At 70.2% G+C, this 14,793-nt stretch carries 13 protein-coding genes; 8 read left to right on the plus strand and 5 right to left on the minus strand.

The window, feature by feature from the left end; all coding sequences use genetic code 11:
• The first annotated feature begins 95 nt into the window (after positions 1-95).
• Positions 96-842, plus strand: coding sequence for a DNA repair protein RecO (gene recO, locus IA22_RS0102430; protein WP_014156371.1), 747 nt, complete (start codon positions 96-98; stop codon positions 840-842).
• A 22-nt stretch (positions 843-864) separates the two neighbouring features.
• Positions 865-1,695 (plus strand): isoprenyl transferase, encoded by an 831-nt coding sequence (locus tag IA22_RS0102435; protein ID WP_014156372.1) that lies wholly within the window; start codon positions 865-867, stop codon positions 1,693-1,695.
• Positions 1,696-1,756: 61 nt separating this feature from the next.
• Here the strand turns inward: IA22_RS0102435 and IA22_RS0102440 are convergent, their stop codons facing one another.
• From IA22_RS0102440 to IA22_RS0102455, 4 genes are all read right to left on the minus strand, one after another.
• Positions 1,757-2,191, minus strand: coding sequence for a Fur family transcriptional regulator (locus IA22_RS0102440; RefSeq protein WP_014156373.1), 435 nt, complete (start codon positions 2,189-2,191; stop codon positions 1,757-1,759).
• A 65-nt stretch (positions 2,192-2,256) separates the two neighbouring features.
• Positions 2,257-3,156, minus strand: a complete 900-nt coding sequence (locus tag IA22_RS0102445) for a metal ABC transporter permease (RefSeq protein WP_179831140.1) — start codon at positions 3,154-3,156, stop codon at positions 2,257-2,259.
• On the minus strand, positions 3,156-3,932 hold the full coding sequence (locus IA22_RS0102450; protein WP_014156375.1) for a metal ABC transporter ATP-binding protein: 777 nt from the start codon (positions 3,930-3,932) through the stop codon (positions 3,156-3,158). Before IA22_RS0102450 ends, IA22_RS0102445 begins: the two co-directional genes overlap by 1 nt.
• A 35-nt stretch (positions 3,933-3,967) precedes the next feature.
• Positions 3,968-4,960 carry a metal ABC transporter substrate-binding protein gene (locus IA22_RS0102455; RefSeq protein ID WP_030122604.1) on the minus strand — a complete coding sequence of 331 codons (993 nt, stop codon included), beginning with the start codon at positions 4,958-4,960 and terminating at the stop codon, positions 3,968-3,970.
• Positions 4,961-5,176: 216 nt separating this feature from the next.
• Here IA22_RS0102455 and IA22_RS0102460 point away from each other — a divergent pair, with 216 nt between their 5' ends.
• The 3 genes from IA22_RS0102460 (at position 5,177) to IA22_RS0102470 (ending at position 7,270) form a co-directional block, all read left to right on the plus strand.
• Positions 5,177-6,559, plus strand: a complete 1,383-nt coding sequence (locus tag IA22_RS0102460; protein ID WP_014156377.1) for a glycine--tRNA ligase — start codon at positions 5,177-5,179, stop codon at positions 6,557-6,559.
• Positions 6,560-6,653: 94 nt separating this feature from the next.
• Positions 6,654-6,857, plus strand: coding sequence for a hypothetical protein (locus IA22_RS0102465; RefSeq protein WP_030122605.1), 204 nt, complete (start codon positions 6,654-6,656; stop codon positions 6,855-6,857).
• 194 nt (positions 6,858-7,051) lie between these two features.
• Positions 7,052-7,270, plus strand: coding sequence for a DUF6243 family protein (locus IA22_RS0102470; RefSeq protein WP_030122606.1), 219 nt, complete (start codon positions 7,052-7,054; stop codon positions 7,268-7,270).
• 73 nt (positions 7,271-7,343) lie between these two features.
• Here IA22_RS0102470 and IA22_RS0102475 read toward each other — a convergent pair whose 3' ends face one another.
• Positions 7,344-8,861 (minus strand): MFS transporter, encoded by a 1,518-nt coding sequence (locus tag IA22_RS0102475; RefSeq protein ID WP_202435992.1) that lies wholly within the window; start codon positions 8,859-8,861, stop codon positions 7,344-7,346.
• Between the two features lie 53 nt (positions 8,862-8,914).
• Here IA22_RS0102475 and IA22_RS0102480 point away from each other — a divergent pair, with 53 nt between their 5' ends.
• The 3 genes from IA22_RS0102480 (at position 8,915) to ppdK (ending at position 14,332) form a co-directional block, all read left to right on the plus strand.
• Positions 8,915-9,778 (plus strand): helix-turn-helix transcriptional regulator, encoded by an 864-nt coding sequence (locus IA22_RS0102480; protein ID WP_030122608.1) that lies wholly within the window; start codon positions 8,915-8,917, stop codon positions 9,776-9,778.
• 118 nt (positions 9,779-9,896) lie between these two features.
• Complete coding sequence (gene dusB, locus IA22_RS0102485) at positions 9,897-11,045, plus strand: tRNA dihydrouridine synthase DusB (protein WP_014156382.1); 1,149 nt, start codon at positions 9,897-9,899, stop codon at positions 11,043-11,045.
• Between the two features lie 575 nt (positions 11,046-11,620).
• Positions 11,621-14,332, plus strand: a complete 2,712-nt coding sequence (ppdK, locus tag IA22_RS0102490) for a pyruvate, phosphate dikinase (RefSeq protein WP_030122609.1) — start codon at positions 11,621-11,623, stop codon at positions 14,330-14,332.
• Positions 14,333-14,793: the final 461 nt, after the last annotated feature.

Below are 14,793 nucleotides of genomic sequence, written 5' to 3' on the forward strand. Positions count from 1 at the left end.
CCGGGGCCCGTCGGCGCCTCCCGGGGCCCTGAGCGGGTGACACCCCCGCCGAGGACCGCCGACAGGCGCCCGGCCCGGTGGGCGACAATGGACCCATGAGCTTGTTCCGGGACGACGGCGTCGTGCTGCGCACGCAGAAGCTGGGCGAGGCCGACCGGATCATCACGATCCTGACCCGCGGCCACGGGCGGGTGCGTGCCGTGGCGCGCGGGGTGCGCCGCACCAAGTCGAAGTTCGGGGCCCGTCTGGAGCCCTTCTCCCACGTGGACGTGCAGTTCTTCGCGCGCGGTAGCGAGCTGATCGGCCGCGGCCTGCCGCTGTGCACCCAGAGCGAGACGATCGCCCCCTACGGCGGCGGCATCGTCTCCGACTACGCCCGCTACACCGCCGGCACCGCGATGCTGGAGACCGCCGAGCGGTTCACCGACCACGAGGGCGAGCCCGCGGTCCAGCAGTACCTGCTGCTCGTCGGCGGGCTGCGCACCCTCGCACGCGCCGAACACGCGCCGAACCTCATCCTGGACGCCTTCCTGCTGCGCTCCCTGGCCGTCAACGGCTACGCCCCCAGCTTCGTCGACTGCGCCAAGTGCGGTATGCCCGGACCGAACCGGTTCTTCTCCGTGGCGGCGGGCGGCGTCATATGCGGCGACTGCCGGGTACCCGGGAGCGTCGTACCCTCGGCGGAGGCCGTCGAACTGCTGAGCGCCTTGCTCACCGGTGACTGGGAGACGGCGGACGCGTCCGAGGCGCGTCATGTCAGGGAGGGGAGCGGACTCGTGTCCGCCTATCTGCACTGGCATCTCGAGCGCGGCCTGCGCTCGCTGCGGTACGTGGAAAAGTGACACAGGGAGACGAGAGAAGCCCATGGCAGTACGCGGGATGCTCGGCGGTCGTAACCGGCGTGAGTACAAGACCCCCGAGCCGCACCCCTCCGGCGCCACCCCGCCGAAGATCCCCGGCGAGCTCGTGCCCAAGCACGTGGCCGTCGTGATGGACGGGAACGGCCGCTGGGCCAAGGAGCGGGGACTTCCGCGCACCGAGGGCCACAAGGTCGGTGAGGGCGTCGTCATGGACGTCCTCAAGGGCTGCATCGAGATGGGCGTCAAGAACCTCTCGCTGTACGCGTTCTCCACGGAGAACTGGAAGCGCTCGCCGGACGAGGTGAAGTTCCTCATGAACTTCAACCGGGACGTCATCCGCCGCCGCCGGGACGAGATGGACGAGCTCGGCATCCGCATCCGCTGGGTCGGCCGCATGCCGAAGCTGTGGAAGTCCGTCGTCCAGGAGCTCCAGGTCGCCCAGGAGCAGACCAAGGACAACGACAAAATGACGCTGTACTTCTGCGTCAACTACGGCGGCCGCGCCGAGATCGCCGACGCCGCGCAGCGCATCGCCGAGGACGTCGCCGCGGGCAGGCTCGACCCGTCCAAGGTCAACGAGAAGACCTTCGCGAAGTACATCTACTACCCGGACATGCCGGACGTGGACCTCTTCGTGCGCCCCAGCGGGGAGCAGCGCACGTCCAACTACCTGATCTGGCAGAGCGCGTACGCCGAGATGGTCTTCCAGGACGTCCTGTGGCCCGACTTCGACCGGCGTGACCTGTGGAACGCCTGCCTGGAGTTCGCCCGGCGCGACCGGCGGTTCGGCGGTGCCGAGGAGATCACCAAGGACGAGAAGAGGACCGAGGGCTGAGACGCCGCAGGGGCCCCGTCGCCGGGGCCCCTGCGAGCCGTCCGTGCTGAGCCCCGCGGGGTCAGCCCTCGGTGTTCGCGCAGTCGGCGCAGGTCCCGAAGATCTCCACCGTGTGGGCCACGTTCACATAGCCGTGCTGCGCCGCGACCGTCTCGGCCCACTGCTCCACCGCGGGTCCCTCGACCTCGACGGCCTTGCCGCACACGCGGCAGACCAGGTGGTGGTGGTGATCGCCGGTCGAACAGCGCCGGTAGACGGCCTCGCCGTCCGTGGTGCGCAGGACGTCCACCTCACCGGCGTCGGCGAGGGACTGGAGCGTGCGGTAGACCGTGGTCAGCCCGACCGAGTCGCCCCGGTGCTTGAGCACGTCGTGCAGATCCTGGGCGCTGCGGAACTCGTCGACCTCGTCGAGCGCCGCCGCGACCGCCGCCCGCTGCCGGGTGGACCGGCCGCGTACCGGAGCCGCGTTCGTGCCACTGATCGGCGCCGTCGCCACAGCTGCCTCCTCGTGTCGCCCGTACGTCTGTCGGGCCATTGTGCCAGCCCGGCCCGGGGTCACGGTCACACCTGCACGTCGTCCTTCGGCGTGCGGGCGGCCGGTACCTCAAGGGTGCACCGGTCGGCGTCGCTCCCGCCGCCCTTGGCGCGCCTGCGGGCCAGCGGCGTGGCGAGCGCCGTGAGCACGATGAACGCGGCGATGGCCAGGAGCACGATCGTCGCGCCGGGCGGTACGTCCTGGTAGTACGAGGTCACGGTGCCGGCCAGGGCGACGGCCGTACCGATGACGACGGCCAGGACGAACGTCACCTTGAAGGACTTCGCGATCTGCTGCGCGGCGGCGACCGGCACCACCATCAGCGCGCTGACCAGCAGCAGGCCGACGACCCGCATCGCGACGGTGACGGTGATCGCCGCCGTCACGGCGACCAGCAGGTTCAGCGCCCGCACGGGCAGCCCGGTGACCCGGGCGAACTCCTCGTCCTGGCTGACGGCGAACAGCTGCCTCCGCAGCCCCACGGTGACCAGCACCACGAAGGCTGCCAGCACGACGATCGCGGTGACGTCCTCCTCGGAGACCGTCGACAGGGAGCCGAAGAGGAACGACGTCAGGTTGGCGTTGGACCCGGTGTCTGAGAGGTTGATCAGCATCACCCCGCCCGCCATGCCGCCGTAGAACAGCATGGCCAGGGCGATGTCGCCGCGGGTGCGGCCGTACCAGCGGATCAGCTCCATCACGACCGAGCCGGCCACGGCGACGAGCGTCGCCATCCACACCGGGTTGGTGGAGAGCAGGAAGCCGAGGCCGACACCGGTCATCGCGACGTGCCCGATGCCGTCGCCCATCAGGGCCTGACGGCGCTGGACCAGGTAGATGCCGATGGCGGGCGCGGTGATACCGACCAGGACCGCCGCGATCAGGGCCCGCTGCATGAAGGGGGGGTTCAGGAATTCGAGCATGATCAGGTCAGCAGTCCCGTCCGGACGGGCTCGGAGGCCGCGTGGGGGTGTACGTGGTCGTGGCCGGGCAGCGCGTGCTGGCCGACGGCCTCGGGGGGCGGTCCGTCGTGCATGACGCAGCCGTCGCGTAGGACGATCGCCCGGTCGATCAGCGGCTCCAGGGCGCCCAGCTCGTGCAGGACGAGCAGCACCGTCGCCCCGCCGGCGACCTGCTCGCGCAGTGTCGAGGCGAGGATCTCCTGGCTGGCCAGGTCCACGCCGGCCATCGGTTCGTCCATGATCAGCACCTCGGGCTCGGAGGCGAGCGCGCGGGCGATCAGCACCCGCTGGTGCTGGCCGCCGGAGAGGGCGTTCACGGAGTCCTTGGCGCGGTCGGAGAGGCCGACGAGCTCGATGGCCCGGTCCACGGCCGCGCGGTCCGCCCGGCCGGGCAGTCCGAGCTTCGTACGGGACAGGCGCCCGGAGGAGACGACCTCGCGGATCGTCGCGGGGACGCCGCCCGCCGCCGTGGTGCGCTGCGGCACGTATCCGACGCGGGACCACGCGCGGAAGCGGCGCAGCGGCGTGCCGAACAGCTCGACGGTCCCGCCGGTGAGCGGCACCTGGCCGATGGCGGAGCGCACGGCGGTGGACTTGCCGGATCCGTTGGCACCGAGCAGGGCCACGACCTCGCCGCGGTGGACGGTGAGGTCGACTCCGCGCAGCACGGCGCGTGCGCCGAGCGTCGCCGTGGCTCCGCGCATGCTGATCACGGCTTCTGGCGTACTGGGCTCGGGCACGATCGCCTCCTGTGCGGTTCGGGGTGCTGCCTGGGTCACTTCGCGCCGAGTGCCTTCTGCAGCGCGGTCAGGTTGGACTTCATGACCTCGATGTAGTCAGCGCCGGCGGACTTGTCGGTGATTCCCTCCAGCGGGTCCAGGACGCCGGTCTTCAGTCCGAGGTCCTTCGCCAGGGTCTTGGCGGTCTTGTCGCTGGCGAGCGTCTCGAAGAACACGGTGGTCGCCTTGCTCTCCTCCGCGACGGTGTGGATCTCGTCGATCCGGGCCGGGCTGGGCTCGGCCTCGGGGTCGATGCCGGCGATGCCCTCCTGGGTGAGGCCGTAGCGCTCGGCGAGGTACCCGAAGGCGGAGTGCGTGGTGATGAAGGTCTTGGTGGAGGTGTTCTTCAGCCCGGTCTCGTACGCCGTGTTCAGGGTGTTCAGCTCGGTGACCAGGGTGTCGGTGTTCTTGCGGTAGTCCGCGGCGTGGTCCGGGTCGGCCTTCTCCAGGGACTTGCCCACACCTTCGGCGACCTCGGCGTACTTCACGGGGTCCAGCCAGATGTGCGGGTCGAGTCCGGCCTCCTCCTCGCCCTCATGCCCGTGCTCGCCCTCGTGCCCGTGCTCCTCGCCCTCCTCCTCGTGTCCGTGGTCGTGGCCGACCTCGGAGCCGTGGTTCTCGAGCGTGGTGAGCTTCGCCGCGTCCACGGTGTTCTTCACGCCGGCCTGCTCGACGGCGTCGTCGACGGCGGGCTGGACGCCCTTGAGGAAGAGGATGTAGTCGGCGTCGCTCAGACCGCCGGTCTGCCGCGGGGAGAGCTCCAGGTCGTGCGGCTCGGTGCCCGGCTTCGTCAGCGTGGTGACGGAGACGTGCGACCCGCCTATCTCCTCGGCCAGGAACTGCATCGGGTAGAAGGACGCCACGACGTTCAGCTTGCCGTCGCTCCCGCCCTCGGCCGCGTCGGAGGAGGAGCAGGCGGAGAGCGTGGTGAGGCCGAGGGCGACTGCTCCGGCGACGGCGGCTGTGGGTATGAGGCGGCGTACGTTCATGACAGTCATTTTCAACAAAAGTGGAAACGATTGTCAACAAGGCTGATGAGATGCCCGGATCCGAACGTGGTGACCGCGATGCGCCCCACCGATTTGATCCAAGGGGTGCGCCCGCCGGTAATCTGGTGCATTCGCCCGCCCGTCTCGCGTACAGCCCCCAGCGAGGCGCTCCGCGCCGCCCCTGTCCAATTTCGCCGTCGTAATGAAGAGAGCACCGTGGCCGCCGACAAGATCGACACCATCGTCAGCCTGAGCAAGCGCCGTGGCTTCGTCTACCCCTGCAGTGAGATCTACGGCGGCCAGCGGGCCGCCTGGGACTACGGGCCGCTGGGCGTCGAGCTGAAGGAGAACCTCAAGCGCCAGTGGTGGCGCTACATGGTGACCGCGCGCGAGGACGTGGTCGGCATCGACTCGTCGGTCATCCTGGCCCCCGAGGTCTGGGTCGCCTCCGGCCACGTCGCCACCTTCTCCGACCCGCTCACCGAGTGCACCTCCTGCCACAAGCGCTACCGCGCGGACCACCTGGAGGAGGCGTACGAGGAGAAGCACGGCAAGCCGCCCGTCAACGGCCTGGCCGACCTCAACTGCCCCAACTGCGGCAACAAGGGCACCTTCACCGAGCCCAAGGCGTTCTCTGGTCTGCTCTCCACCCACCTCGGCCCCACCCAGGACACCGGCTCGGTCGCCTACCTGCGCCCCGAGACCGCCCAGGGCATCTTCACCAACTTCGGCCAGGTGCAGCAGACCTCGCGCAAGAAGCCGCCGTTCGGCATCGCGCAGATGGGCAAGTCCTTCCGGAACGAGATCACTCCGGGCAACTTCATCTTCCGCACGCGCGAGTTCGAGCAGATGGAGATGGAGTTCTTCGTCAAGCCGGGCGAGGACGAGCAGTGGCAGGAGTACTGGATGGAGCAGCGCTGGAACTGGTACACCGGTCTCGGCCTGCGCGAGGAGAACATGCGGTGGTTCGAGCACCCGCAGGAGAAGCTCTCCCACTACTCCAAGCGCACCGCCGACATCGAGTACCGCTTCCGCTTCGGCGGCAGCGAGTGGGGCGAGCTCGAGGGCGTCGCGAACCGCACCGACTACGACCTCAAGGCGCACTCCGAGGCCTCCGGCACCGACCTCTTCTACTACGACCAGGAGAAGGGCGAGCGCTACACGCCGTACGTCATCGAGCCCGCGGCCGGTGTCGGCCGCTCGATGCTGGCCTTCCTCCTCGACGCCTACAGCGAGGACGAGGCGCCCAATGCCAAGGGCGTCATGGAGAAGCGCGCCGTCATGCGTCTGGACCCGCGCCTCGCGCCGGTCAAGGTCGCCGTCCTCCCGCTGTCCCGCAACCCGCAGCTCTCGCCGAAGGCCAAGGGCCTCGCCGCCGACCTGCGGCAGAACTGGAACATCGAGTTCGACGACGCCGGTGCCATCGGCCGCCGTTACCGCCGTCAGGACGAGATCGGTACGCCGTTCTGCGTCACCGTCGACTTCGACACCCTCGACGACAACGCGGTGACCGTGCGCGAGCGCGACACCATGAAGCAGGAGCGCGTCTCCCTGGACCAGATCCAGAGCTACCTCGGCTCCCGTCTGCTGGGCTGCTGACCGCACCCGCCGTCCGTACGAGGCCCCCGGTTCCGCCGCGCGGAACCGGGGGCCTCGTGCACACTGGGCGCACCCGTCCACAGGGAGGCCCGGGATGCCGTCCATGACCACGAGCAAGGTCAGCAGATGGGACCGGCACGGCCGTGAACACGTCGTCCAGGTAAGGAAGTCGGGGACGCGGCGGCAGCTGACCTGCGAGACCTGCGGGTGGCGCAAGGGCGCGCAGTTCCTGCCCTGGCTGAAGGCCGAGGAGCACCTGACCGAGGCCCACCAGGCCACGATCGACCCGACCGCCTGAACCGGCGCCGCGGCCCGGCCGGGGCGTGGCCCGAAAAACCGGATGAGGTACCTCGGCGGCCGGGGTACCTTTTCGTCATGTCCTCGTTCTTCCAGATCTACGAGTGAGCGCGCGACGGGCCCGACCGCCCGTCGCCCATCGGATCGATACACGACACGTCATCCTCACTTCCTCACCATGAACGGGAGAACGCCGTGGCAAAGAGCCGCAACAACCTTCTCGGCGTGGGCGGGCAGCGCAAGAAGCTGTCCGCCGCCGAACGACAGGGCGCGGGCCCCGCGCGCGACAAGGACCGCAAGGTCGCCGAGGACCGGAAGCAGGAGCTGGTGCGCATGATGCGTGAGCGCGCCGCCGCCGCGGAGGCCGCTCCGGCGCAGGACGCCCCGGCGCAGGACGCACCTGCCGGGAGCTGACCTCCTCGCACGACCCGCACGGCTCGGGCCCGGATCACCTCGTGATCCGGGCCCGAGCCCGTATCCGTCCCCCTCACCGCACCGTGCGGGGCAGCCGCAGACTCAGCAGAGTCGTCAGGACGACGGCCGCGAGCTGCACCAGCAGCGTCACGATCAGCGCGTCCCGCATCCCCGCACCGGACGCCACGGACAGGAACAGCGTCCCCAGCGTGGCGACCCCGAGCGCCAGGGACGCCTGCTGGGTCGTCGTCATCACGCCGCCGCCCACCCCGGCCCGCTCGGCCGGCACGTCGGACAGCACGATCCGCATCAGGACCGGCAGTTGCAGGCCCTGTCCGAGTCCCGCGACCGCGAAGCCCGGCAGCAGCCCCAGCAGCCCGAGGTCCGGCCAGCCGTGCCACACGGTCAGTGCCAGCACCACGACACCCACACCCTGGATCACCCCGCCGGCCGTCACCACCCGGCTGCCGAAGCGCCGGACCAGCCGGGGGCCGGCCAGCGACGCGGCGAAGAAGGCCGCGGCCATCGGGGCCAGGGACAGTCCCGCCGCGGCCGGACCCATCTCCAGACCCTGCTGGAGGGCCACCGCGATCACGAACATGAAGCCGCCGAAGCCGACCGAGAACGGCACCACCAGGACGAGGCCGCGCCGCAGCGACTCCAGCCGCAGCAGGCTCGGCGGCACCAGCGGGACCCGCCCCCGGGCGTCGGCCCGCCGCTCGACCCGGTAGAAGGCCACCGCGGCGAACGGGAACAGGCCCAGGGACACCCAGGTCCACAGCGGCCAGCCCGCGGCCCGTCCCTCCGTCAGCGGGGCGAGCAGCGTGACCAGCGAGAGGGCCAGCAGGAGCGTGCCCGGTACGTCGACGGGCGCCGGGCGGTCCGAGCGGCTCTCCGGCACCGAGCGGACGGCCAGGACCAGCCCCACCACCGCCACCGGGACGTTCACCAGGAACACCGACCGCCAGCCGGCGCTCTCGCCGAGGACCGAGGACAGCGGGGCTGCGGAGACCAGGACACCGCCGAGGATCTGCCCGGCGACCATGGAGAGCCCGGCGGTCGCCCCGTACAGGCTCATGGCCCGTGCCCTGCGCGGGCCCGCCGTGGACGCCTGGATGGTGGCGAGCACCTGCGGCAGCATGAGCGCGGCAGCGGCGCCCTGGGCCACGCGCGCGCCCACCAGGGTCCAGGCGTCCGGCGCCAGCCCGCAGGCGAGGGAGGTGAGGCCGAAGGCGGCCATGCCGACGAGGAAGAGTCTGCGCCGCCCCGCCATGTCGCCGAGGCGTCCGCCGAGGACGAGCAGCACGGCGTACGCGAGGCCGTAGCCGGCGACGACCAGTTCGAGCAGCGCGGGGCCCGCGGCCAGGTCGTGGTCGATGGTGGGCAGGGCGACGTTCACGATGAAGAAGTCGACGAGCGGCAGTGCCGCGCCGATCAGCACCGTGAACAGCCCGAGCCCGCCGAGCACCGGGGCGGGGTGGTCGTGGCGCGCCACGGGGGTGCCCGTGGCGGAGGTTTTCGTCAGTACGGATGATTCACTCACCCCACCGACTCTGGACCGGTACCCAGCCTGGTACCAGAGTCTCTTCATCCTGGTACCAGGAGCACCTGGCGATACGCCGGGACGTTCGGCAGGCTGGGAGCATGACGACCACGCAGACCGAGGTGTCCGGGACGGACGTCCGGCGCAGCGAGCTCGCCGGCTTCCTCCGCAGCCGTCGTGAGCGGATCACGCCCGAGCAGGTCGGGCTGCCCCGAGGGCCCCGCAGACGCACCCCGGGCCTGCGCCGCGAGGAGGTCGCGCAGCTCTCGGCCGTCGGCGTCACCTGGTACACGTGGCTGGAACAGGCACGCGACATCCAGGTCTCGCCGCAGGTCCTCGACTCGCTGGCCCGCGCCCTGCTGCTCGACCGCAGCGAGCGGACCCACCTCTTCGCCCTCGCCGGGGCAGTGGACCCCGCTCCGGGCTCCGACTGCGCGGGCGTGACCCCGGCCTTCCAGGAGATGCTCACGCGCCTGGAACCCTTCCCGGCCTGCATCCAGAACAGCAGGTACGACATCCTCGCCTACAACCGCACCTACGGCAGGCTGCTGTGCGACCTGGACGACGTCGCGCCCGAGGACCGCAACTGCATGCTGCTCGCCTACGTCAACGAGGACTGGCGCGCCTCCGTCGTCGATCTGCCCGGTGTGCACCGGACGATGGCCGCCAAGTTCCGCGCGTCGATGGCGGAACACCTGGCCGAGCCGGCCTGGAAGGCACTGCTGGCGCGGCTGGAGGCGGCCTCGCCCGAGTTCGGTGAGGTCTGGGCACGGCACGAGGTCGTCGGGCCCGCGAACCGCACCAAGGTCTTCCGCAACTCCCGGGTGGGGGTGCTCAGGCTCGAACACACCGACCTGTGGCTGGGCCCCTCGGCGGGCCCGCGTCTGGTGACGTACGTCCCCTCCGACGAGGAGTCCCGGCTGGGGCTCGAACGGCTCATGGAGTCGGCCCTCGCGGACGCCTGAGCGGGCAGCCGCACGGGCGGGCTCTCCGGGGCCCCCGGCAGGCGGCCCCGTACGCGGCCTCCGGAGGGCCCGGGCGGGCGGTCTCCGGGCCATCGCGCGGGTGCGGGACAATGGGGCCATGACCACGCTCGCCCCCGCCCTCCCGCTGCTCCGGATCGGCCCGCACACCGTGCAGCCGCCGGTCGTGCTCGCGCCCATGGCCGGCATCACCAACGCGCCCTTCCGTACCCTGTGCCGCGAGTTCTCGGGCGGCAAGGGGCTGTTCGTCAGCGAGATGATCACCACGCGGGCGCTGGTCGAGCGCAACGAGAAGACCATGCAGCTCATCCACTTCGACGCGAGCGAGACGCCGCGCTCGATCCAGCTGTACGGAGTGGACCCGGTCACCGTCGGCAAGGCGGTGCGCATGATCGTCGACGAGGACCTGGCCGACCACATCGACCTGAACTTCGGCTGCCCCGTCCCCAAGGTCACCCGCAAGGGCGGTGGGTCCGCCCTGCCGTACAAGAGGCCGCTCCTGCGCGCGATCCTCCGTGAGGCGGTCGCGCAGGCGGGCGACCTCCCGGTCACCATCAAGATGCGCAAGGGCATCGACGACGACCACACCACCTACCTCGACGCGGGCCGCATCGCCGTCGAGGAGGGCGTCACGGCCGTCGCCCTGCACGGCAGGACCACCGCCCAGCACTACGGCGGCACGGCCGACTGGGACGCCATCGCGCGCCTCAAGGAGCACGTCCCCGAGATCCCCGTCCTCGGCAACGGCGACATCTGGAGCGCCGACGACGCCCTGCGGATGATGCGTGAGACCGGCTGCGACGGTGTCGTCGTGGGGCGCGGCTGCCTGGGGCGCCCCTGGCTCTTCGGTGATCTGGTCAGCGCCTTCGAGGGCACGGGGACGCGGCAGGCGCCCGTCCTGCGCCAGGTCGCGGACGTCATGCTGCGCCACGCGACGCTGCTGGGGGAGTGGATCGGCGACGAGAGCCGGGGCGTGATCGACTTCCGCAAGCACGTCGCCTGGTACCTCAAGGGCTTCGCGGTCGGCTCGGACATGCGCAGGAAGCTCGCGGTCACCTCCTCGCTGGAGGAGCTGGGCACGCAGCTCCAGGAGCTCGACCTGGACCAGCCCTGGCCGGACGGCGCGGACGGACCCCGGGGGCGCACCTCCGGAAACAACCGGGTGGCACTGCCGGACGGCTGGCTGAAGGACCCGTACGACTGCGCGGGCGTGAGCGCCGACGCGGAGCTGGACACCTCGGGCGGCTGAGCACCCAGCCCGCTGTCTCAGGGCACCGAGTGCCCTTCGAGTGGACCGCTCATATGAGCGGGCTTTTCTCGTCGAATGGGCCCCGTCGCTGACCGATTCGACGCCGAGCCCGCGTTCAGGGGCTCCCCGGGCAGCGGTCGGAGGTGCTCCGCGAACGCTGCGTTGCTCCCTGGTGACCTGCCGTTGTCCCGACGTCGTCCGGATGGTGACATCTGAGCGGGCGATGCAGCGTGATTCTCGCCACCTCTGAGGTGTGTTTGGCTCAGATGAGCGCTTCAAGGGAGGGTGTACTTCTCAAATGACGGCACTGGGTGCCAGGCAGGTTTACTTTGATCGATCAAGCCATCCGTTGCGGTGAGTTGCGAGAGTGAGGTTCGTGATGCACTGTCGGTGATATTGATTTCAAGAGGTGAAGGCACCGCCCTGTCGAGGGCTACCGGCCCGTTACTTTCGATCTGCTGGCGGACGGGTGGTTGAGCCCTCGCGACGCGCAAGTGGCCGTACCGCGACACCTTCGATCTGGGTATGTTCCTCGCCGTCAGGGCAGCCACCGCGTCCTCGAGGAGTCGAGACCCGTGTCGGAAAACAAAGGTCCCCAGAAGTTCGTCTACGACTTCACCGAGGGCAACAAGGATCTGAAAGACCTTCTGGGCGGCAAGGGTGCCAACCTCGCCGAGATGACCAACCTCGGGCTGCCCGTCCCTCCGGGCTTCACGATCACCACCGAGGCCTGCAAGGTCTACCTCGACAGCGGTGACGAGCCGGCGGAGCTGCGCGACGAGGTCAGTGCGCACCTCGACGCGCTCGAGAAGCGGATGGGCAAGAACCTCGGCCAGGCCGACGACCCGCTGCTGGTCTCCGTCCGCTCCGGTGCGAAGTTCTCGATGCCCGGCATGATGGACACGGTCCTCAACATCGGGCTCTCCGACGCCTCGGTCGTCGGCCTCGCCGCGCAGGCGGGTGACGAGCGCTTCGCCTGGGACTCCTACCGTCGTCTCATCCAGATGTTCGGCAAGACCGTGCTGGGGGTCGACGGCGACCTCTTCGAGGAGGCGCTGGAGGCCGCGAAGGAGGCCAAGGGCGTCACGGTCGACGTGGACCTGGACGCGGCCGACCTGAAGAAGCTGGTCAAGCAGTTCAAGAAGATCGTCACCCGGGACGCCGGGCGGGACTTCCCGCAGGACCCGCGCGAGCAGATGGACCTGGCCATAAACGCGGTCTTCGACTCGTGGAACACCGACCGGGCCAAGCTCTACCGCCGCCAGGAGCGCATCCCCGGCGACCTCGGCACGGCCGTCAACATCTGCTCGATGGTCTTCGGCAACCTCGGCCCCGACTCCGGCACCGGGGTCGCCTTCACCCGTGACCCGGCCAGCGGCCACCAGGGTGTCTACGGCGACTACCTCCAGAACGCCCAGGGCGAGGACGTCGTCGCGGGCATCCGCAACACGGTGCCGCTCGCCGAGCTGGAGTCGATCGACAAGGCGTCGTACGACCAGCTGATGAAGATCATGGAGACGCTGGAGACCCACTACAAGGATCTCTGCGACATCGAGTTCACCATCGAGCGCGGCCAGCTCTGGATGCTCCAGACCCGGGTCGGCAAGCGCACCGCCGGCGCCGCCTTCCGCATCGCCACCCAGCTCGTCGACCAGGGGCTCATCGACGAGGCCGAGGCGCTCCAGCGGGTCAACGGGGCCCAGCTCGCGCAGCTGATGTTCCCGCGCTTCGACCACGGCGCCGCCAGCGTGCTGCTGGGCCGCGGCATCGCCGCCTCGCCGGGTGCGGCCGTGGGCAAGGCCGTCTTCGACTCGTACACCGCCGTCAAGTGGTCGCGGTCGGGCGAGAAGGTCATCCTGATCCGCCGGGAGACCAACCCCGACGACCTCGACGGGATGATCGCCGCCGAGGGCATCCTGACCTCGCGCGGCGGCAAGACCTCGCACGCCGCCGTCGTCGCCCGCGGCATGGGCAAGACCTGTGTCTGCGGCGCCGAGGAGATCGAGGTCGACACCAAGCGCCGCCGGCTGACGGTCGGGGACACCGTCGTGGAGGAGGGGGACCTCGTCTCCGTCGACGGATCCACCGGCAAGGTGTACCTCGGCGAGGTGCCGGTCGTGCCGTCCCCGGTCGTCGAGTACTTCGAGGGCCGCATGCACGCGGGCGCCGACGACGCCGACGAGCTCGTCGCCGCCGTGCACCGGATCATGGCGTACGCCGACCGGGTACGCCGGCTGCGGGTACGGGCGAACGCGGACAACGCCGAGGACGCCTCGCGGGCCCGTCGCTTCGGTGCCCAGGGCATCGGCCTGTGCCGCACCGAGCACATGTTCCTCGGTGAGCGCCGCGAGATGGTCGAGAAGCTGATCCTCGCGGACACCGACGGCGAGCGCGAGGCCGCGCTGGACGCCCTGCTGCCGCTCCAGAAGGCCGACTTCATCGAGCTCTTCGAGTCGATGGACGGCCTGCCCGTCACCGTCCGGCTGCTCGACCCGCCGCTGCACGAGTTCCTGCCCGACATCACCGAGCTCTCCGTGCGGGTCGCGCTGGCCGAGTCCCGCAAGGACGCCAACGAGAACGACCTGCGACTCCTGCAGGCCGTGCACAAGCTCCACGAGCAGAACCCGATGCTGGGGCTGCGCGGTGTCCGTCTCGGCCTGGTCATCCCGGGGCTGTTCGCGATGCAGGTACGTGCGATCGCGGAGGCGGCCGCACACCGCAAGAACGCGAAGGGCGACCCGCGCGCCGAGATCATGATTCCGCTCGTCGGCACGGTCCAGGAGCTGGAGATCGTCCGCGAGGAGGCGGACCAGGTGATCGCCGAGGTCGAGGCGGCCACCGGTACGGAACTGAGGCTCACCATCGGCACCATGATCGAGCTGCCCCGTGCCGCCCTGACCGCCGGTCAGATCGCCGAGGCCGCCCAGTTCTTCTCGTTCGGCACCAACGACCTCACCCAGACGGTGTGGGGCTTCTCCCGCGACGACGTGGAGGCCTCGTTCTTCACCGCGTACCTGGAGAAGGGCATCTTCGGGGTGTCGCCGTTCGAGACGATCGACAAGGACGGCGTCGGCGCCCTCGTGCGCAGTGCGGTGGAAGCGGGCCGGGCCACCCGCCCGGACCTCAAGCTCGGCATCTGCGGCGAGCACGGCGGGGACCCCGAGTCGGTGCACTTCTTCCACGAGGTGGGCCTGGACTACGTCTCCTGCTCGCCGTTCCGCATTCCGGTCGCCCGGCTCGAAGCGGGCCGCGCCGCCGCCGAATCGCGGGGCAGCGACAGCCGCTGAGTTCAGCTCCCAGCGATCGTCACGACTCCGGATACCGCCGTCGGATCACAGAGACCCTCACCGGGATCCGACGGCGGGCCCGGATTACCCGGAAGCGGCGGCACCCTGTGCGGGGGTGCCGCCGCTTCGTCAATTGAATGGCGAACCATTCGAAGTGGTTGGCTTTTCACCGTTCGGTGCGCAAATCGGGGACGTGCGGCCTGGGTGCGGCCCGGGGATCCCCACCCCCGGACCGCACCCGCTTACCCCTGCCGGGTGCGGAGCCGCACCATCGTTCACCGCCGCCGAACGGGCAAAGCCCCCCACGGCCCTCACCCGCTCTTCGGTGACTCCGGTAACGCACCCGACGTCGTACAGCTTTTCGGGTGGCAGGGATACGGGCGAGACATTTCAACTGTGGCCGAAACCCCGTGGTGACCTCCTGTGACGCCGCGCATACGCTACGGCGGGGGCAATTGCGG

The sequence above is a fragment of the Kitasatospora papulosa genome (assembly GCF_000717245.1).
Taxonomy (GTDB): Bacteria; Actinomycetota; Actinomycetes; order Streptomycetales; family Streptomycetaceae; genus Streptomyces; species Streptomyces papulosus.

Excerpts from the sequence above, each read along its gene's own strand:
- recO (WP_014156371.1), top strand. The coding sequence starts at position 96 with ATGAGCTTGTTCCGGGACGACGGCGTCGTGCTGCGCACGCAGAAGCTG.
- IA22_RS0102435 (WP_014156372.1), top strand. The coding sequence starts at position 865 with ATGGCAGTACGCGGGATGCTCGGCGGTCGTAACCGGCGTGAGTACAAG.
- IA22_RS0102455 (WP_030122604.1), bottom strand. The coding sequence starts at position 4,960 with ATGAACGTACGCCGCCTCATACCCACAGCCGCCGTCGCCGGAGCAGTC.
- IA22_RS0102465 (WP_030122605.1), top strand. The coding sequence starts at position 6,654 with ATGCCGTCCATGACCACGAGCAAGGTCAGCAGATGGGACCGGCACGGC.
- IA22_RS0102475 (WP_202435992.1), bottom strand. The coding sequence starts at position 8,861 with ATGAAGAGACTCTGGTACCAGGCTGGGTACCGGTCCAGAGTCGGTGGG.
- IA22_RS0102480 (WP_030122608.1), top strand. The coding sequence starts at position 8,915 with ATGACGACCACGCAGACCGAGGTGTCCGGGACGGACGTCCGGCGCAGC.
- dusB (WP_014156382.1), top strand. The coding sequence starts at position 9,897 with ATGACCACGCTCGCCCCCGCCCTCCCGCTGCTCCGGATCGGCCCGCAC.